20 protein-coding genes and 1 tRNA gene are annotated in these 18,150 nt (G+C 69.0%); 10 read left to right on the top strand and 11 right to left on the bottom strand.

Going from position 1 to position 18,150, the window contains the following annotated elements; all coding sequences use genetic code 11:
* Window positions 1–106: 106 nt before the first annotated feature.
* The 6 genes from ACFWZ3_RS13180 to ftsY all read right to left on the bottom strand — a co-directional run bounded on the left by ACFWZ3_RS13180 (window position 107) and on the right by ftsY (window position 4,482).
* The gene (locus tag ACFWZ3_RS13180) at window positions 107–484 is read right to left on the bottom strand and encodes a GIY-YIG nuclease family protein (RefSeq protein ID WP_439708174.1); all 378 of its coding nucleotides are present in this window, start codon (window positions 482–484) and stop codon (window positions 107–109) included.
* 197 nt (window positions 485–681) lie between these two features.
* Window positions 682–757 (bottom strand) — tRNA-Phe (locus ACFWZ3_RS13175).
* 69 nt (window positions 758–826) lie between these two features.
* Entirely contained in the window at window positions 827–1,105 is a 279-nt protein-coding gene (locus ACFWZ3_RS13170; RefSeq protein WP_439708173.1) for an oxidative damage protection protein, read from the bottom strand.
* Window positions 1,106–1,201: 96 nt separating this feature from the next.
* Window positions 1,202–2,293, bottom strand: coding sequence for an A/G-specific adenine glycosylase (gene mutY / locus ACFWZ3_RS13165; protein ID WP_439708172.1), 1,092 nt, complete (start codon window positions 2,291–2,293; stop codon window positions 1,202–1,204).
* Complete coding sequence (locus tag ACFWZ3_RS13160) at window positions 2,290–3,342, bottom strand: AsmA family protein (RefSeq protein ID WP_439708171.1); 1,053 nt, start codon at window positions 3,340–3,342, stop codon at window positions 2,290–2,292. Before ACFWZ3_RS13160 ends, mutY begins: the two co-directional genes overlap by 4 nt.
* A 6-nt stretch (window positions 3,343–3,348) precedes the next feature.
* Entirely contained in the window at window positions 3,349–4,482 is a 1,134-nt protein-coding gene (gene ftsY / locus ACFWZ3_RS13155) for a signal recognition particle-docking protein FtsY (RefSeq protein ID WP_439708170.1), read from the bottom strand.
* A gap of 85 nt (window positions 4,483–4,567) precedes the next feature.
* Here ftsY and rsmD point away from each other — a divergent pair, with 85 nt between their 5' ends.
* From rsmD to ACFWZ3_RS13120, 7 genes are all read left to right on the top strand, one after another.
* Entirely contained in the window at window positions 4,568–5,206 is a 639-nt protein-coding gene (gene rsmD / locus ACFWZ3_RS13150; RefSeq protein ID WP_439708169.1) for a 16S rRNA (guanine(966)-N(2))-methyltransferase RsmD, read from the top strand.
* A gap of 27 nt (window positions 5,207–5,233) precedes the next feature.
* Entirely contained in the window at window positions 5,234–5,767 is a 534-nt protein-coding gene (gene coaD / locus ACFWZ3_RS13145; RefSeq protein ID WP_439708168.1) for a pantetheine-phosphate adenylyltransferase, read from the top strand.
* Window positions 5,760–6,257: a hypothetical protein gene (locus ACFWZ3_RS13140; protein ID WP_439708167.1), complete on the top strand. Its 498-nt coding sequence runs from the start codon at window positions 5,760–5,762 to the stop codon at window positions 6,255–6,257. The genes coaD and ACFWZ3_RS13140 overlap by 8 nt, the downstream gene beginning before the upstream one ends.
* 194 nt (window positions 6,258–6,451) lie before the next feature.
* Entirely contained in the window at window positions 6,452–6,712 is a 261-nt protein-coding gene (locus tag ACFWZ3_RS13135; RefSeq protein WP_209615844.1) for a YfhL family 4Fe-4S dicluster ferredoxin, read from the top strand.
* Entirely contained in the window at window positions 6,709–8,433 is a 1,725-nt protein-coding gene (gene ggt / locus ACFWZ3_RS13130; protein WP_439708166.1) for a gamma-glutamyltransferase, read from the top strand. The genes ACFWZ3_RS13135 and ggt overlap by 4 nt, the downstream gene beginning before the upstream one ends.
* Before the next feature lie 664 nt (window positions 8,434–9,097).
* Window positions 9,098–9,961: an MBL fold metallo-hydrolase gene (locus ACFWZ3_RS13125; protein WP_439708165.1), complete on the top strand. Its 864-nt coding sequence runs from the start codon at window positions 9,098–9,100 to the stop codon at window positions 9,959–9,961.
* Complete coding sequence (locus tag ACFWZ3_RS13120; RefSeq protein WP_439708164.1) at window positions 9,958–11,007, top strand: TMEM43 family protein; 1,050 nt, start codon at window positions 9,958–9,960, stop codon at window positions 11,005–11,007. The genes ACFWZ3_RS13125 and ACFWZ3_RS13120 overlap by 4 nt, the downstream gene beginning before the upstream one ends.
* 317 nt (window positions 11,008–11,324) lie before the next feature.
* On the opposite strand, the gene ACFWZ3_RS13115 is transcribed toward ACFWZ3_RS13120, so the two are convergent.
* The 5 genes from ACFWZ3_RS13115 to ACFWZ3_RS13095 all read right to left on the bottom strand — a co-directional run bounded on the left by ACFWZ3_RS13115 (window position 11,325) and on the right by ACFWZ3_RS13095 (window position 15,563).
* Window positions 11,325–12,587 (bottom strand): EAL and HDOD domain-containing protein, encoded by a 1,263-nt coding sequence (locus ACFWZ3_RS13115; protein WP_439708163.1) that lies wholly within the window; start codon window positions 12,585–12,587, stop codon window positions 11,325–11,327.
* Window positions 12,588–12,671: 84 nt separating this feature from the next.
* Window positions 12,672–13,121, bottom strand: a complete 450-nt coding sequence (locus ACFWZ3_RS13110) for a flagella synthesis protein FlgN (protein WP_439708162.1) — start codon at window positions 13,119–13,121, stop codon at window positions 12,672–12,674.
* Between the two features lie 9 nt (window positions 13,122–13,130).
* Entirely contained in the window at window positions 13,131–13,457 is a 327-nt protein-coding gene (flgM, locus tag ACFWZ3_RS13105) for a flagellar biosynthesis anti-sigma factor FlgM (protein WP_439708161.1), read from the bottom strand.
* Between the two features lie 97 nt (window positions 13,458–13,554).
* On the bottom strand, window positions 13,555–14,259 hold the full coding sequence (gene flgA / locus ACFWZ3_RS13100) for a flagellar basal body P-ring formation chaperone FlgA (protein WP_439708160.1): 705 nt from the start codon (window positions 14,257–14,259) through the stop codon (window positions 13,555–13,557).
* The gene (locus ACFWZ3_RS13095) at window positions 14,259–15,563 is read right to left on the bottom strand and encodes a methyl-accepting chemotaxis protein (RefSeq protein WP_439708159.1); all 1,305 of its coding nucleotides are present in this window, start codon (window positions 15,561–15,563) and stop codon (window positions 14,259–14,261) included. Before ACFWZ3_RS13095 ends, flgA begins: the two co-directional genes overlap by 1 nt.
* 608 nt (window positions 15,564–16,171) lie before the next feature.
* On the opposite strand from ACFWZ3_RS13095, the gene ACFWZ3_RS13090 reads away from it, so the two are divergent.
* From ACFWZ3_RS13090 to flgC, 3 genes are all read left to right on the top strand, one after another.
* Window positions 16,172–17,101 (top strand): chemotaxis protein, encoded by a 930-nt coding sequence (locus tag ACFWZ3_RS13090; RefSeq protein WP_439708158.1) that lies wholly within the window; start codon window positions 16,172–16,174, stop codon window positions 17,099–17,101.
* A 221-nt stretch (window positions 17,102–17,322) separates the two neighbouring features.
* Window positions 17,323–17,727 carry a flagellar basal body rod protein FlgB gene (flgB, locus tag ACFWZ3_RS13085; RefSeq protein ID WP_439708157.1) on the top strand — a complete coding sequence of 135 codons (405 nt, stop codon included), beginning with the start codon at window positions 17,323–17,325 and terminating at the stop codon, window positions 17,725–17,727.
* Window positions 17,727–18,149, top strand: a complete 423-nt coding sequence (gene flgC / locus ACFWZ3_RS13080; RefSeq protein ID WP_439708156.1) for a flagellar basal body rod protein FlgC — start codon at window positions 17,727–17,729, stop codon at window positions 18,147–18,149. The genes flgB and flgC overlap by 1 nt, the downstream gene beginning before the upstream one ends.
* The last annotated feature ends 1 nt before the right edge of the window (window position 18,150 follow it).

Raw genomic sequence — 18,150 nt, 5'->3', positions numbered from 1 at the left:
ACCCGGCGCATCAGGCGGACCACGGCACAGGAATACGCCTACATCCCCGCCAACCTGTATGCGTTACTTTCACGTTGCCCCGCGAGTCAGGCCCTATCCGATCCCGTCAGGCGCGGACCGATGATCGGGGTGCTTTTTCATCAATCTGCTTCCCGATGGTGGTGTTTTCCTCGGGGAACAGCAGGGTGATGTAGGTCTTTTCCAGCTCGTCCAGGTGTTCAGCCGCGCACGGGATGAACGAGAACGAGTCGAAGCGGCGACCGCGCCTCTTGTGCTGGGCTAGGCGCTCAAACAGGCGAACGGTCTGCCCGACATAGGTGACCTGAAAGTCGCGGATCAGGAAGTAGATGCCGCATTGCTCGCCTACGGGGAACGCAGCGTCCACGAGTTCCTTGTGGCAGAAATTAGCCTTGCCCAAAGCTTCAATGAAACGGCGGGGCAGGACGGCGGCAAGCTTGTGATCCTCGACGGCCGCGCGGAGCATCGGCATACCTCAAGACGCAGCTCTTGCTGGTCTGCCCATGACTGGGCTAGAGCCTCGGTCTTGAAGGATCGGGATTGACGGCGACCGTTGACGAAAAGCTCTACTCGCCAGGACTTGCCGCGCTGTCGGATGGATGCCATGCCTTCTCCAGAAATCCGGGCAAATTCCGGGCAACTGTCAGTGTGAAGGCTTGGAATTGGTGGCCGGGGACGGAATCGAACCGCCGACACGGGGATTTTCAATCCCCTGCTCTACCAACTGAGCTACCCGGCCGGGAAGACGTCAGCACGCTTGAATGCGTGCTATGCGAGCCGCGCATTAAACAGGGTGCGGGCGCGTGCGTCAAGGCTCGTCGGGGGCGACGTAGCCGGCGGGCTGGGTCACCTCGCCGCCGCCGAAGAAGTATTTTTCCATCTCGCCAGCGAGGAACTGGCGGGTCTTCGCCTCCAGCGGATTGAGGCGGTATTCGTTGATCAGCATGGTCTGGTGGGCAAGCCATTGCTGCCAGGCCTGTTTCGATACGTGCTCGTAGACGCGCTGGCCCAGCGGGCCAGGCCAGGGGGCGAAGTCGAGGCCTTCGGCGTCGATGTCGAGCTTGGCGCAGTGGACGGTGCGGGGCATGTGGGATTCCTAGGTACCGTTCGCCTTGAGCGTAGGCCGCAGGCCGGAGTCGATGGGTCGCGATGCGGCGCTTCGACTTCGCCCGCTTGTCGCGGGCTACGCTCGGCGCGAACGGCTGGTGTGTGACGTGAGCGGTGGATGCAACGTTTCGAGCAAGGTACGCACGGGAGCGGGCAGGCCGAGGTTTGGCCACTCGTCGCCGGCGTACCAGCGCAGCGACGCATTATCGGCGATGGAGGGATGGCCTGTCGCGCCGTCGAACAACAGCGGCTCGACCTGGAGCCGGTAATGGCTGAAGACGTGGACGAAGGGCGTGAGTGGTTGCGCGTCGTCCAGTTGTGCGTGCGTCTGCGCCAGGCGCCAGGCGGTGTCGTGATCGGGCGCTTCGGGCAGGCTCCACAGCCCCGACCACACCCCGTTCGGGCCACGCCGTTCCAGCAGCACGCGGCCCTGCGCATCGCGCAGCACGAGCATCGTGGTGCCGCGCGTGGGCAGCGTCTTGCCAGGCTTCGGCGTGGGCAGCTGTGCGGTAAGCCCTTCGCGGCGCGCGACGCAGGCGTCGGCAAGCGGGCAGGCCAGGCACAGCGGGCGCGAACGCACGCAGATGGTGGCGCCCAGGTCCATGATCGCCTGGGTGTAGTCGGCTACGCGCTCGTGCGGCGTGTGCACGCCGGCCCGTTCCCACAATTGTTTTTCGACCGCGCTCAGGCCCGGGTGGCCTTCGATGCCGTGGTAGCGGGTGAGCACGCGCTTGACGTTGCCGTCGAGGATCGGCAAGCGCAGGCCGTGTGCCTGGGCGAGGATCGCGCCGGCGGTCGAGCGGCCGATGCCGGGCAGCGCGGCGAGTGCGTCGAAGTCACGCGGCAGTTCGCCGCCGTGGCGCTCCACGCACAACTGCGCGGCGCGATGCAGGAAGCGCGCGCGGCGGTAGTAGCCCAGGCCGGACCACAGCGCGAGCACGCGGTCCTCGTCGGCCGCGGCGAGGTCGCGCAGCGTCGGCAGCGCGCCGGTGAAACGCTGGAAATAGGGGATGACCGTGACGACCTGCGTCTGCTGCAGCATCACTTCGGACAGCCACACGCGGTAGGCGTCGCGTCGCCCGTCCGGCGTGGCAGCCTGCCAGGGGAGGTCGTGGCGCCCGTGGCGGTCGAACCAGGGCAGCAGGTCGGCGGCGAGGGTGGAACTCATCGGCCGTCGCTGGCCGTTGTGGCGGGTGTGCTGGCACTGGACGCAGGCGCGGGCGTCAATGTCATCTGCAGGCCTTCGACGTGCACGCCGGCCACGTCCAGGGTCGCCGCATCCACGCTTCCCCTGCCGGGCGGCACGCCCAGCCGCGGACCTTCCTCGTCGCTGATGTGCGACCACCAGCGCGCCACGCTCAGTGGCGGCAGGCGCAGGTCCAGGTGATTGCCGGGTCCGTCGAGCTTGAGCGCGAGCAGCAGTGGATCGCTCTGGTTGGCCGGGGTGAGCTGCAGCGAGATGTCGTAGCGGCCGGCGTCGGCGTGGTCCAGCGAACCGGCGAGCGTGGCGGCCGCATCGGCGGCGCCATGCCAGTGCGCCTCGCCGGTCAGGCCCATGGCCAGCGCAGCGCCGCGGGTGAAGTTGAGATCGATATCGTTGAGCTGCAGCGCGTTGCCCTGGATACGTGGCGTGGCGGTCAGGCGCAGTTGCATCGGCGTGCCGCCGGCGTCCTTGGCCGAGATCACCAGCGGGAACGGCTGGCCGGAAAGCAGATTGCCGGCATCGAGCGAGAAATCGCGCAACAGCAGCTTGTTGCCGCTGACGATGGTCCCGCGCGCGATGCGCACGCCGGTGTCGATGCGCGGGATGTTGGGCGCACCGTTGCCGCCCGAAGGCAGGCTGGAAAGCCAGGCCTGCAGGGCGTCAAGGTCCACGCGCGGCGCATCGATCTCCAGTCGGGAGATAACCGTCGGACCGCCGAACAGCGTGCTCCAGGGCAGCGCCAGGCGACCGTTGGCGGCCAGCAGGATCGGCATGGTCGCGCCCTGCGCGGTGAGCGTGAGCCCTTCGAGTTCCAGCGCCGGGCGCGGGAACAGGGTGGGACTGGCAGGACTGGCCAGGCTGAGCTCGAGGCCGGCCTGGCGCGCCTGCTCCTGCAGCATCGCGGTGAAGCGCTCCGGCTGAAGCAGCAGATAGACGGTGACCAGCAATGCGACCAGCCCGGCGACAAGGACGCCAGCCAGGCCCAGCAGCGCGATGCGCAGCCGCCGCGACATCGCAGCTCAGGCCCGCGCCAGCGTGGCCGGCAGCAGGCCGTCGACGAAGGCGCGCGCGTCGAACTCGCGCAGATCGGTGGCGCTTTCGCCCAGGCCGACAAAGCGGATCGGCAGGCCGAACTCGCGCGCCAGCGCGAACACCACGCCGCCCTTGGCGGTGCCGTCGAGCTTGGTCACCACCAGGCCGGTCACGCCCACGATCTGCTGGAACTGGCGCAACTGACTGATCGCGTTCTGGCCGGTGGTGCCGTCGATCACCATCAGCACTTCGTGCGGTGCATCGGGGTCGATCTTCTTGAGCACGCGGGCGATCTTGGACAGCTCGTCCATCAAGCCGCCCTGCGTGTGCAGGCGGCCGGCGGTGTCGGCCACCAGCACGTCGGCATTGCGCGAGCGGGCGGCCTGCAGTGCATCGAAGATCACGCTAGCCGAGTCGGCGTCCTGGCCCTGCGCGATCACCGGCACGTTGTTGCGCTCGCCCCAGGTCTTCAACTGCGCCACCGCAGCGGCACGGAAGGTGTCGCCGGCGGCGAGCAGCACCTGACGGCCCTCGTCGCGCCAGCGGCGCGCGAGCTTGCCGATCGTGGTGGTCTTGCCCACGCCGTTGATGCCCACGGTGAGCACCACGAAAGGCTTGCGGCCGCCGATGTCCAGCGGCTGCTGCACCGGCACCAGCATCGCCACCAGCGCTTCGCGCAGCGCGGCCAGCAGCGCGTCGGCATCGGCGAATTCGCGCTTGTGCATGCGCTTGCGCAGGCCCTCGACCAGGGTGGTGCTGGCCTCCACGCCGACGTCGGCAGTGATAAGCAGGGTTTCGAGTTCGTCGAGCAGGTCGTCGTCGAGCTTGGGGTGGCGCACGAACAGCGAGCTTAGGCCCTTGGCGAAGCCGCTGCCGGCGAGGCGTTCGCGCCAGCTGCGCTTGGCGGGGGCGGGGTCGGCCTCGGTCGCGGGGGGCGGCGGCTCGTCGACGACGGCGGGCTCCTCGGGGGCAAGCTCGGCGCGGGCTTCGTCCAGCACCGGGCTGGCGTTGTCCAGGGCGGTCGCGTCGGCGGCGTGCGCATCGCCAGGCGATGTCTGGCCCTGTTCGGCCGGCTGCTCCGAAGTCGTTTCGGTGGGTTTCTTCTTCCAGAATTTGAGCATTGCGGCGGCGCTTCGAAGACAATGCGCGGATGCTATCACCCGCTACCAGACTGGCCGCTGAGGGCCGTTCGTGCCTGCGCCTTCCATGGGAACGACCGATGCCGGCTTGCACAACCATGGCGGTCGCGCACAGGGTGCGCTCCGACAAGAGGGCATCGGCGTGACCGGCCGGATCCGCATCATCGGGGGCAGCCTTCGGAATTCGCGGCTGGACGTGCCCGACCTGCCGGGGCTGCGGCCGACGCCGGAGCGTGTGCGCGAGACGCTGTTCAACTGGCTGTCGCCGGTGATCGCCGGCGTGCAGGCGCTGGACCTGTGTGCCGGGACCGGCGCGCTGGGCATCGAGGCGCTGTCGCGTGGTGCTGGCGCGGTGCGCTTCGTCGAGCGCGACGCACGCGCGGCCAGGGCGTTGCGTGACAACCTCGCACGGCTGAAGGTCGAGGGCGCGGTGACCGCCGCCGATGCGGTGGCATTCCTGGACGGCGCGGCGACGCCTTTCGGGTTGGTGTTCCTGGATCCGCCCTTCGCCGCGGACCTGTGGCCGGTGCTCGCGCAGCGGCTGGAGCAGCGCGGCTGGCTCACGCCGCAGGCCTGGGTCTATGTCGAGTCGCCGCGCGACCAGGTGCCGGCACTGCCGGCGAACTGGTCACTGCATCGCGAGGGGAAGGCGGGCGAGGTGCGCCATACGCTCTATCGCCGCTGCACGGAGCTTCCGTTAAGCTAGCCGCCACTTTCGCGCTGCAGCCTCCACGTGAACAAAGCCTCGGTGAACAAGCGCCTGGCCGTGTATCCCGGCACCTTCGACCCGATCACCAACGGCCATGCCGATCTGGTATCGCGCGCCGCGCCGCTGTTCGAGCGCGTGGTGGTGGCGGTAGCCGAGAGTTCCAGCAAGGGGCCGGGTTTCAGCCTGCACGAGCGCATCACGCTGGCGCGGCTGGCCCTGGCCGACCTCCCCAACGTGGAAGTGCGCGGCTTCAACAGCCTGCTGGCCGACTTCGTCACCGACATGGGCGCGGGCGTGATCATCCGTGGACTGCGCGCTGTGTCGGACTTCGAATACGAGTTCCAGCTGGCGAGCATGAACCGCCACCTGATCCCGCAGGCGGAGACGCTGTTCCTTACGCCTGCCGAGCAGTACAGCTTCATTTCCTCGTCGCTGGTGCGCGAGATCGGCCGCCTCGGCGGCGATATTTCCAGTTTCGTGCATCCGGCAGTGCAACAGGCCATGCGGCAGCGCTGGCGACAAACCCACACTCACTCACAGGGAGACACCCATGCGTAAGTTCCTGATCGCCGCAACCTTCGCCCTGGCCGGCAGCCTGGCGCTGTCCGCCTGCAACAAACAGGACGACAGCCAGCAGACTACCCAGCAGGCCGCCGCGCCCAAGCCGACCAACCCGAACGATGCGCAGGCCTGGAACGCCTACCTGGGCCAGATCGTGCAGAACAACATGCAGGGCATGACCGCCGAGCGCCCGTACGCCTACCTGGTGCCGGCCGGCGACGACGACGATGCCAAGGCCAAGTACGACCGCCAGCTGACCAACGTGCAGGACGTCATCGCCCGTGGCGTGCTGCCGGGCAACCTGCTGGCCTTCGCCGGCCCGAACTCGGCCAAGACCGCCGACTTCGTGACCGCCGCCTTCGCGGGCGCCAAGCCGGGCTCGTTCAAGGACGTGATCGTGCTGTTCATCGGCGACGAGGCCGACAAGGACCGCGTGATGACCGCGCTGCAGCCGACCGGCGCGACCGTGCGCTTCGTGGCGATGTAAGCCGCGCGACAACGCGCTTGATGCGCCCGCGATGCCGCAAGGTGTCGCGGGCGTTTTCGTTTGAGGACCACGTAAGGTGGGCTTCAGCCCACCCCGCGCCGCGGTGTAACCCCGGTGGACTGAAGCCCGCCCTGCGCGTGCCGTGGAATGGACCGCCCGCGTAAGGATGGCCGCGCCGCTGTACCATTGACGCCATGTCCCTGAAGATCCTCGACACCTGCGTCAACTGCGACGTCTGCGAGCCCGCGTGCCCCAACAAGGCCATTTCCATGGGCGAGGACTATTACGTCATCGATCCGGCCCTGTGCACCGAATGCGTGGGCCACCATGACGAACCGCAGTGCATGGTCGTCTGCCCGGTCGAGTGCATCATCCTCGATCCCGGCCATGCCGAGACGCGCGAGCAACTCGAACTGAAATACCGCCAGTTGATGGCCAAGGAGACCACGGCATGAGTCTGTCCCTGCGTTGGCGAGCCCTGTTGCTGAGCCTGTTGCTGACCAGTACCGCCGCCTTCGCAACGGACCCGCCGGTCCAGGCGAAACCCGCCGCTCCCGCCACCACGGCAGCTCCAAAACCCGGTCATGCGGCGATCGCCAGCGCCAACTTCCTGGCCACCAACGCCGGCCTGGACGTGCTGGCCAGGGGTGGCAACGCATTCGACGCGGCAGTGGCGGTAGCGTCCACGCTGTCGGTGGTCGAGCCGGAGAGTTCGGGACTGGGCGGCGGTTTCATGGCCGTGCTGCGGCGCGCCTCGGACGGGCGCGAGGTGTTCATCGACGCGCGCGAAGTGGCGCCGGCGGCGGTGGATGCGAAGGATTACCTCAATCCCGATGGCTCGCCCAACCGCGACGCGGCGTTGAACGGTCCGCTTTCGGCCGGCATTCCGGGCGAGCCGGCGGGCCTGGCCTGGCTCTCCCGGCACTACGGCAAGCTCCCGCTGTCGGCCTCGCTGGCGCCGGCGATCCGCACCGCACGCGACGGCTTCAAGCCGGACAGCCGCCTGCGCAACGCGATCGCCGAGCGTGCCGACGACCTGAAGCGCTGGCCCGCTTCCGAGGCCAAGTATTTCGTCGACGGCAATCCGCCCGTCGAAGGCAGGCTCTGGCGCGACCCGGACCAGGCACGCACGCTCGAGATCCTCGCCAAAGAGGGCCGCGACGGCTTCTACCAGGGTGAAGTGGCCAGGAAGCTGGTGGCTGCCGTGCGCGCGGCCGGCGGCAACTGGACCGCGGCGGACCTGGCCGGCTACCAGGTCAAGGAACGGGCACCGATCAGCGTGGACTACCGCGGCTACCGCATCGTCACCGCGCCGCCGCCGTCCTCCGGCGGCGTGGCGATCGCCGAGATCCTTAACATCCTGCGCGGCGTGGACATGGACAAGCTCGACCGCGCCCATCGCGTGCACTACGTGGTCGAGGCGATGCGCCGCGCCTTCCGCGACCACAACGATTACCTCGGCGATCCGGATTTCGTGAAGATGCCGCTGGACATGCTGCTGTCGCCGTTCTACGCCGACGGCCTGCGCCAGAGCATCCTGCCGGACAGGGCCACGCCCTCCTCGATGCTGCCGCACACCGGCGCTTCCGACCCCGGCCCGCACACCACGCATTTCTCGATCATCGACAAGGACGGCAACATGATCGCCGTCACTTCGACGGTGAACTACACGCTCGGTTCCACCTTCGTCGCCGCCGGCACCGGCGTGCTGCTCAACGACGAGATGGACGACTTCGCGCTGGTGCCGGGCAAGCCCAACGTCTACGGCCTGCTCGGCAGCAAGGCCAACGCGCCGGTGGGTGGCAAGCGCATGCTTTCCTCGATGTCGCCCAGCCTGGTGATCGGTCAGGACCGCACCGCGGTGATCGGCTCGCCCGGCGGCTCGACCATCATCACCCAGGTGCTCGAAGGCATCCTCGCCTTCATCGATGGCAAGGACGCCAGCGCCATCGTTGCCCAGAAGCGCTACCACCATCAGTTCCTGCCCGACCGCGTGGACGTGGAGCAGGGCGTGTTCGACCCGGCCACCACGAAAGAGCTCGAGCGCATGGGCTACACCCTGCACCCGCGTGATCCCTGGGGCTTCATGAACGTGGTCACCTGGGACCACCGCAGCAACACGCTCCAGGCGGCCAGCGATCCGCGGCGGCCCTCGGGCCTGGGCAAGGTGCAGTAGGTCGCACTTCCCCGCAAGGCTTCCCCCATCCGCCTGTCGGCACCTTCCCCCGTGGAACGGGGGAAGGCTCGATGGCATCCCTCCCGCGGGGGCGAAACCTTCATCCTGGATCCTTCCCCCGTTCAACGGGGGAAGGTGCCCGAAGGGCGAATGGGAGCGCCATTGCCCCACGCCCCAAAGCCTGCCCTCCTGAAAGGGGAAGGCTCGGCGGCATCCATCCGTCTACGTTCCGCCCGCAACCAGATCCTTCCGCCGTTCCACGGGGGGAGGTGCCCGAAGGGCGAATGGGAGCGCCATTGCCCCATGCCCCAAAGCCTGCCCTCCTGAAAGGGGAAGGCTCGGCGGCATCCATCCGTCTACGTTCCGCCCGCAACCAGATCCTTCCCCCGTTCCACGGGGGAAGGTGCCCGAAGGGCGGATGGGGGCGTCCTTGCCTCACGCCCCAAGGCCTGCGCTCCTGAAAGGGAAAGGCTCGGCGGCATCCATCCCGCCACGCTCCGCACCGCAACCAGATCCTCCCCCGTTCCACGGGGGAAGGTGCCCGAAGGGCGGATGGGGCGTCCTTGCCTCACGCTCCGAGGCCTACGGCCAACCCGCCACCGGCAGACAGCAGTGCCCCCCCTGCGTAGAATCCGGGGAAGCATCCTTGGACAGGGGACGTGTCATGCAGCTGTGGTCCCTTGAGGGCAACACCCAGAAACTCGACGGCGGGGCGATGTTCGGCAACGCACCGCGGGCCATGTGGGCGCGCTGGATCGAGCCGGATGCGGAGAACCGCATCCCGCTGGCCTGCCGCTGCCTGCTGGTGAAGGACCTGGACGGCCGCAACGTGCTGTTCGAGACCGGCATCGGGGCCTTCTTCGAGCCGAAGCTACGCGAGCGCTACGGCGTGGTCGAGGACCGCCACGTGCTGCTCGAATCGCTGGCCGAAGCCGGCCTCTCGCACGAGGATATCGATGCGGTGGTCCTCTCCCATCTGCACTTCGACCACGCTGGCGGCCTGCTGGCGCCGTGGGCGGAAGGGCAGCAGCCGCGGCTGCTGTTCCCCAACGCCACTTTCCTGGTCGGCGCCGAGCACTGGCGCCGCGCGCAGTCGCCGCACCCGCGCGACCGCGCCTCGTTCATTCCCGAACTGGCCGGGCTGCTGGAAGCCAGCGGCCGGCTGGAGCTGGTCGAAGGACCGCACTCGAAGGCGCTCGGCGAATCGGTGCGTTTCCACTTTTCCGACGGCCACACGCCCGGGCTGATGCTGTCCGAGGTCGGCGGCGTGGTGTTCTGCGCCGACCTGATCCCGGGCCGGCCCTGGGTGCACCTGCCGATCACCATGGGTTACGACCGCGCGCCGGAAACCCTGATCGACGAGAAACGCGGCTTCCTCGAAGACAAGCTCGCGCGTGGCGTGCGGCTGTTCTTCACCCATGACCACGCCTGCGCCCTGGCCAAGGTGACCTGCGACGACCGCGGCCGCTTCGGCACGACCGACGAACAGGCGAGCCTGCATGGCCAGCCCGCCGGGGCGATGGGGTGAGGCGCCACCTGCGGGTCGGCACGCGGGCCCTGCTGCTGCGCGGCATCGGTGCCGTGCTGCTGATTGCGGGCCTGGGACTGGCGGCGGTCACCGAACGCGGCCTGCTGCTGCATCACCTGGCCGCGGCGCGCCACGGCGGCGACGTGGTCCAGGCCGGTTCGCGCGGGCCGCAACCGGGCCAGCATGGGAGCATGGTGCTGGTCTCGGGTACGCCCGAGGTGACCGAGGCGCCGCACGACCCGGACTTCAACCTGACCGTGTCCACGCCGGTACTGAGCCGACGCGTGGAAATGTTCCAGTGGCGCGAGGTACACGTCGGCGGCGACGTGCACTACGAGCTTGACTGGTCCGACGAGCTGCAGGACACGAGCCGGTTCGAGCAGCCGCGCGGGCACGCCAATCCGAAGGAACTGCCGCTCAAGGGGCAACGCATCATGGCCGGCAAGGTCCGAGTCGGCGGCTTTGCGCTGGGGCCGTTGCTGGTGCGCGCGCTGCCCGGCTCGGAGACGGTGGCGCCGGATCCGTCGCACCTGCCGGCGAACCTGGCCGCGAGCTTCAGTCTCTATCACGACTACCTGACCACCAGCGTCGATCCCGGCTCACCGCGGTTGGGCGACGTGCGGGTGAGCTGGCAGGCGGTGCCGGTGCAGCCGGTGACCGTCTTCGCCCAACTGGACGGCGACCGGCTGGTGCGCGCCAGCCAGGCGGACGACCAGGGTTACCAGGTGCAGGTGGGCGATCGCTCGCTCAGCGACGTGCTGCCCGACGTGCCCGATCCGCCGGAGTTCACCGTGGGTCGCCGCCTCGGTGCGATCCTGCTGGCCGCGCTCGGTGCGTTCCTGTTGCTGTGGGAGCGTCGCCAGCGCGTCGGCGACGTGGCGCTGGCGCTGGCCGTGGGCGTGACGGCGATCGGTGCGGTGTCGTGCGCGTCCTGGCTTGGCGGCGACTGGCCGCCCGTGTTGAGCTGGCTCGCGCTGACGGCCGCCGGCGTGCTGGTGGTGGTCCTGCTGCACCGGCGGATGGGGCGGCAGGACAGGGCGCACTGATCGGGTGCTCCAGCTCCGGCAAACGCAGCGCCACATCCTGACATCCTTTCCCCGTTCACGGGGGAAGGTGCCCGCAGGGCGGATGGGGGAGACCTTGCGAAAGGCTCACCCAGGCGCCCCGCTCAAGAGCGCCCCCATCCGCCTGTCGGCACCTTCCCCCGCGTTCGCGGGGGAAGGCTCGTAGGGAGAGGGGCGTCGCGTCCGGGAGCTCGCCTGCGAAGGCCCTGCCAGTGGCAGGGCAGCGAATGGAGGCCTGGGCCCCTTACGGGAAAGGGCCCCGTTCGGGGCCCCGGTAAGGAAGAAAGCGTCCGCGACCCTTAAGCCGCCGCGGCCTGCGCCTTGTGATCGGCGAAGGCGTACACCTGGTCGGCCCACTGGGTGGCTTCCAGGTAGATGCCGGCCATGCGCTGGATCTGCTGCGGCTGGGCCTGGCCGCTCAGCTGGCCGGCTTCCCAGGCATGGATCTGCTCCAGCAGCGGGCCGAAGGGGCCGCGGTTGCCGATCAGCGCCTCGCGGATCTCGGGCACCAGCGGGAGCTGTTCGAGCACGAACTCCATCGGCGCACACATCAGCGTGTCCAGCAGCGAGAACAGGCCGACGGTGAAGGCCATCTCTTTCTGCGGACGCGGCATGTGCGAGGCGAGCTGTTCGCACATGTGCGCGCGGATCAGTGCGGTACGCAGCAGCTCCGGCGGGCGGTCGTCCATGCCGCCGAGCGACATGGTGTAGATCCAGTTGCGCATGCGCGTAACGCCGAAGAAGATCGCCGCCTGCTGCACGGACTTGAGCTGCTTGGGCAGGCCGAAATAGGCCGAGTTCACGCAGCTCAGGAGCTTGTAGGAAAGGATCGCGTCGTTGCGGATGATGTCGCCCAGCTCCACCGGGCCAGGGCTGTTTTCCTGCAGCTCGCGCATCAGGCGCAGCATGGACAGGCGGTTGGCCGAGAGCACCGGCACTTCCACCTGGTCGGGGATCAGCAGGTAACGGCCCTGGATCGCCTGCAGCGGAAGCTCGAGACAGCGGTGGTAGGTGGCGTGGTCGTCGACGTGGCCGGCGATCACCCAGATGCCGCGCTCGTGCAGTTGCTGCGCGCGTTCGCGCAGTTGCTCGGGCGACAGCGCGCGGGCGTCCAGCCGGACGAACTGCACGATCTGCAGCAATGCCTCGAAGCTCACCGAGCCATGCAGGTCGGCCGCGCCCACGTCCAGCATCAACAGGCAGCCGCGCTGGGCCATCTTGTTGAGCCGCTCCATCAGCTCGGCGTCGTCGGCCATCGCCGGCTGCAGTACCACGCCAAAGCGTGGCTGGTGCGCCAGCACGTCGGTCTGCCCCAGCAGCAGTTCGCGTGAAAGAGTGAGGAAGGTGCGGTTGCCGCGTACCAGCCGGGTCAGCGCGCCATCGGCCAGGGTCGAGAGCACGCGCTGCATCAGCTCCTGCTCGTCGCCGGCGTGGCGGTGGAACATCACTTCATAGGCGAACAGCTCGCGTTTCTGGTCCAGCATCGGCACTCGTACCACCGGCAGCGGGATGTCGCGGTTGCCGGCAAGGCGGGACTGGGCAGAAACGGCGGTATCGCTCATGGTCTTGATCTACTCGCGGGCTTATCCCGCCTGGGATGGATCACCACCGGCCTTGCGGCGCGGTGTCCGTAAGACTCGTATCGATCAGGCCGAGGCCAGGTGGTGCGAGCGCAAGGCCGTGCGCACTTCGCCACCGGGTCCGTACACGCTGCGCACCTCGCCACCCTGGCCGCTCAGCACGGCCAGCGCTTCGCGCACCTGGGCCAGCCGCTGGCTGACCAGGCTGCCGTTGCGCTGGTTCATCTCGTGACACCCACGCAGCAAGCCGAGCACCTCGCGCCAGCGCGGTTCGGTGCGCGCGGCTGCGGTCGGCTCCAGCTTGAGCATCTGCACGCGTTCGGCGTCCAGCTCTTCCAGCCGCTGCATCAGGGCCTGTTTCTGGCTCCCGGCGCGGTCCAGCGCGGCTGCATCGGCGGCGACCAGCGCTTCGCGTTCGGCGACCAGGGTGGCCGAGAGCTCGGTGGCGGCCCGGTGCAGGTCCTCCACCACCGCGTCCAGCGCGGCTTCGAGCTCGTGGTGCAGCAGCTTGCTCATGGCGCGCGGTTACGGCTTCGCCGGGCCGGCGATCTGCGCGTCGAGCGCGATCATCTTGTCGGCGATGGCGGCCGGGTTGACCTGGTAGCTGCCGTCGGCGATCGCCTGGCGGATCTTCTCCACCCGCTTGGTATCGATCGCGGACTGGCCGTCCACCTTGGCGGCGTCCTGCAGCGCACGCGCCGAGTCGGTCAGGCGGACGCTGTCGTCCTTGCCCTGCACGCTCGCGGGGGCGTCGGTCGCGGCATTGTTGCTGCCGGCCGCGGCACCGTTGGCCTGGTTGCCGGGCGCCTGGGGCAGAAGCGGCAAGCCGTTGTTGGAAATGGTCGTATTCATCGGTCCTTCTCGAGTCGGTTAGGCCCTGTCCCTTGGGGAATCGGCCGGGCTGGAGAAAACTTTAGTGCTTTCGGGAACATCGGTTTCCGGCGGCCGTTCAGGGTAGCGCCACGACCACGCCGGGGCCGCGCACGATCGCGTCCACCACCCGGCCGGAGCTGCCGTTGCGCACCCGCAGACGGGCCCCCGCGTCGCCGCTGCCCAAGGCAATGCCCTCGGCGCGCACCGCGATCCCGCCCAGCTCGGCGACCAGTTGCACGTGGTCGCCCGCGCGTACCGTCTGACGTCCGCCCAATGCGCCGGGCGTGAGCACGCTGCCGGCGGCGACCGGGCGCGACAGGCTGCGCTCGGCCACCTGGTCCAGGCCGCCGAGGTAGCCGTAGGGCAGGCGGGTGACGTCGCGTTGCTCGATACGCACGTCGGCCGCCACGATGCCGTCGCCGCGGATCAGCGGTCGGTTGGCGACCAGTACTTGGCGCCAGACCTTCAGTGTGACCGGCACGCGCAGCGTCCAGCCATTGGCGGTCGGGCAGCGCATCAACACACTCAGCCGCGGCGTCATGCGCAGTCCGCCGGGCAGGCTGGCGGCCAGCGGCAGGGCGCAGTCGGCGATATGCAGGCGCGGATCCAGCGCCTCGGATTTCACCTCGACGCGGCTCCCCGGCGCGGCGTATTGCTGTTCGACGAAGCGTTCGGCCTGGGCGCGCAGGTCCGCCTCCGACAGCGGCGCGGCGACCGCCGGCAGGGCGGCCACGCCCTCCAGCAGCAGCGCGAGCAGCAGGCCGCGGCGCGCCAGGCCCATCATGCGTCCGCCAGCAGGGCGGCGAGCTGGGTGACCAGTGCCTCGCGCTCGGATTCCAGCCGCTGGCTGAGCTGCTGAGCCTGTTCGATCTGGCCGTTGCAGAGCAGGCCGACAAAGGCATTGCCGTGTTCGGACAGGCGTGCGCCGGCCTCGCTCAGTGCGCTGGCGGCGGGATGATCGGGATGCTGTGCGGCGAGGCGGCGCACCGTGCGGTCCAGCGCATCGGTGTCGAACCAGCGCCGGTCAAGCGCGCCCGGTTCGAGCAGCGCCAGCTCGGTTGCCTGGCGGATGCCCTGGGCCGATTCGCGCACCGCCAGGCTGAGGCTGGCCGGGTCGTTGCCGGCCTCCTGTTCCAGCCAGCCCAGCGCCAGGCGGTGGGCGAGCAGGGCGGCACGGCTGAGCGACTCGCTCTGCCGGCGCGCCTCGGTGCTGCGCCGCTGCAGTGCGCCGAGCGCGGCCTGCGCGGCGGCGGCGCGGGCCTGCTGCACGTCCTGCCCCTGGCGCAGCTGGGCGACCTTTTCGCTGGCGCTGGCAAGCGCCTCGGCGCTCTTGCCCATCGCGTCGTTGGCCTGGCTGACGCCGGATTGCGCATGTTCCAGGCGCTGCATGCCCTGTTGCACGTCGACGTCCAGTTGCCGGGAGAAATCCCCGATGGAGCCGGTAACGGTCTCGATCTCGGTGGTGGCCTGGGTGGTTTTTTCGGCCAATTGCTTGACCTCGTCGGCGACCACCGCGAAACCGCGGCCCGCCTCGCCCGCACGGGCCGCCTCGATCGCCGCATTCAGCGCGACCAGGTTGGTCTGGTGGGCGATTTCCTGCACCACGCCGGTGAGCTTGCGGATCTGCTCGACCTGTTCGGCCAGGCGGGACTGGTTGCGGTTCATCGCCGACAGCGCGCTGCGCAACAGGCGTAGCTGGCCATCGAGCTCGCTCACGCCGGTGCTGCCGTTCTGGCGTGCCTGTTCGACCTGCGCCAAGCCATTGGCGACCTGCTGCAGGGCCGTCGAGATTCCGGCGCTGGCGTCCGTCAAGCGGCCGACACCATCGCGGCTTTCCTGGGTGGCCTTGTCCAGCGAGGACTGCTCGCGCCCCAGCAGCTGCGCGGCGGCGAGCACCAGGCCTTGTTGCTCCAGGGTCTGCAGCGCCAGCACCGACGGCTGGCCGGCGTCGAGGCTGGCCAGCAGCGGTGCCAACGCGCGGGCGACCGCGGGGTGCTGGTTGGACAGCTGTTCGAGGCGGGCCTCGTCGCCAGCGGCGGCCGCTTGGACCAGCGCGGCCAGGGACTGGCTACGGATCAGGCTCATGTGGATTGCGGTTCCTGCGGATGAATGTTCAGGACATCGTCTGGATGCGTCGAAACTTGAACAAGCAACGCCTGTGCCACCCTCGAATGCAGCACCGCGCCGTTGCCCTTTCCCTCACGCTTCGCCGTCGAAGGCCTGGTCGACAACTGGTGCTTCCCCCGCCCGCGGGGGAAGGTGCCCGAAGGGCGGATGGGGGAAGCCTTGCGGGGAATCACCCGGATATCGCGCCCAAAAGCGCCCCCTCCGCCTGTCGGCACCTTCCCCCGCGTTCGCGGGGGAAGGCCCGGGATCGTGGCCCCGCGCTGTGTGCTTTCCCTCCGCGCTGGCCATCGGAGGCTTGGTCGACAGCTGGTCCTTCCCCCGCCTGCGGGGGAAGGTGCCCGAAGGGCGGATGGGGGAAGCCTTGCGGGGAATCACCCGGATATCGCGCCCAAAAGCGCCCCCCTCCGCCTGTCGGCACCTTCCCCCGCGTTCGCGGGGGAAGGCCCGGGATCGTGGTGCCGCGCTGTGTGGCTGCGTTCGCGGGGAAGGACACAAGTGCGGAGCCTCAAGCGCCAGGGCAGATGGCCGATACGCGGGGGCTAGTCCTTTCTTTGCTGGAGAACCCCATGGCCGGCGCGCTGCTGGAAAACGTCGAACGCCAGACCCGCCTGGCCGGGCACAATCGCGTGGCGATGCTGTTGTTCCGACTGGGCGACGCGCAGCTGTTCGGCATCAATGTATTCAAGGTGCGCGAGGTGCTGCGCCGCCCGCCATTGGAACGCATGCCGGGCGCGCATGCGTTGATCGCCGGCAGCTGCGACTACCGCGGGCAGACGATCCCCGTGATCGACCTGGCCGCGGCGCTGGGCTACCCGGCGCTAATCGACGAGCCGTCCGCGCACCTGATGGTCACCGAGTTCAGCCGCACGGTGCAGGGCTTCCTGGTCTCCGACCTGAAGAACATGGTCCATTGCGAGGGCGAGTCGCTGGTCGCACCCAGCGCCGCGCTGGGCTTCGGACCGCGCGTCAACGCGGTGACCCGCATCAACGGCGCGCTGGTGGCGGTGGTCGACGTGGAGCACGTGCTGGCGAGCATCGACGGCGCGCCGGGCGAGCTTTCGACCCAGATGCAGCGGGCCGCCGGCGCCCACACGCTGCGCCCGCGCCGCGTGCTGGTGGCGGACGACTCGGTGGTCGCGCGCCGCCGGCTGATCAGCATCTTCCAGCAGATGAACATCGAGTGCGTGGTGGCTCAGGACGGCCGCGAGGCGCTCGACCGCCTCACCGAGCTGGCCGAAGGGGATCCGGAGGAGGGCGTCAATTTGGTGGTGTCGGACATCGAAATGCCGCGGCTGGACGGTTACGCGCTGACCCGCGCTATCCGCGAAACGCCCACGCTGCGGCGGCTCAAGGTCGTGCTGCACAGCTCGCTGAGCGGCCTGTTCAACGAAGCGATGGTGCGCGAGGTCAATGCCGACCGTTTCATCGCCAAGTTCCAGCCGGACCTGCTGGCGCAGGCGGTGATCGACCTGCTGCCACAAGAGGGCGAAGGCTGACTCTCCCTGTAGGAGCGCACTTGGGCGCGACCCGGGTGCACGGCGGTCGCGCCCAAGTGCGCTCCTACAGGGGGTACACGTGGGTGTCGGAAATCCGACTCTGCCCGTAAACGAAAACCCGGCTCAACGCGCAAAGCCAGCCCCAGCAAGGCTTCGCGCCCCCATGGCACACAACTTGCCTCCAGCCCCGTGCGGACACATCGACCGCGCGGAGGCAAGCGATGAGCCAACCCATCGACAACCTGTTCGGCATGCACACCGGCGCCATGGCGCTGTGGCAGCGCCGTACCGAAGTGCTGGCCAGCAACCTGGCCAACGCCGACACGCCCGGCTACCTCGCCCGCGACGTCGACTTCCGCAAGGCGCTCGCCGCCGCCGGCAGCAGCGGCGAAGGCACCTTGCCGCTCGCCGCGCCCACGCAAGGCCAGATCGATCCGGTCGCCCAGGCGCGCGACACGCTCGCCTACCGAGTGCCGACCCAGCCGAGCATGGACGGCAATACCGTCGACGCCCAGCAGGAACAGGCCGCCTTCGCCGCCAACAGCGTCCATTACCAGGCAAGCATGGCCTTCATCACCGCGCAGATCCGCATGCTGCGCACCGCCATCACCGGAGGCCAGGGCTGATGTCGCTTTTCAACGTCTTCAACGTCGCCGGCTCCGGCATGGCGGCGCAGTCCACCCGGCTCAACACGGTCGCCAGCAACCTGGCCAACGCCGACAGCGTGGCCAGCTCGCCGGACGCTGCCTACCGCGCCAAGGAGCCGCTGTTCGCCGCGATCCGCAATGGCCTCGACGGCCAGCCGGCCGACGCGGGCAGCGAGGGCGTCAAGGTGCTCGGCGTCACCGAAAGCCCGAACGCGATCACCAGCCGCTACGAGCCGGGCAACCCGCTGGCCGATACCGACGGCTACGTCTACCAGAGCAACGTCAACCCGGTGGACGAGCTGGTCAACATGATTTCCGCCTCGCGTTCGTACCAGAACAACGTCGAGGTGATGAACACCGCGCGCCAGCTGATGCAGAAGACGCTGGACCTCGGGAAGTAAG

Source organism: Frateuria sp. GZRR35, from assembly GCF_051900415.1.
In the GTDB taxonomy this organism is placed as follows: Bacteria; Pseudomonadota; Gammaproteobacteria; order Xanthomonadales; family Rhodanobacteraceae; genus Frateuria_A.
Note: the sequence above shows the minus strand (reverse complement) of the source record. Positions and strands in the feature narration are given on the sequence as shown.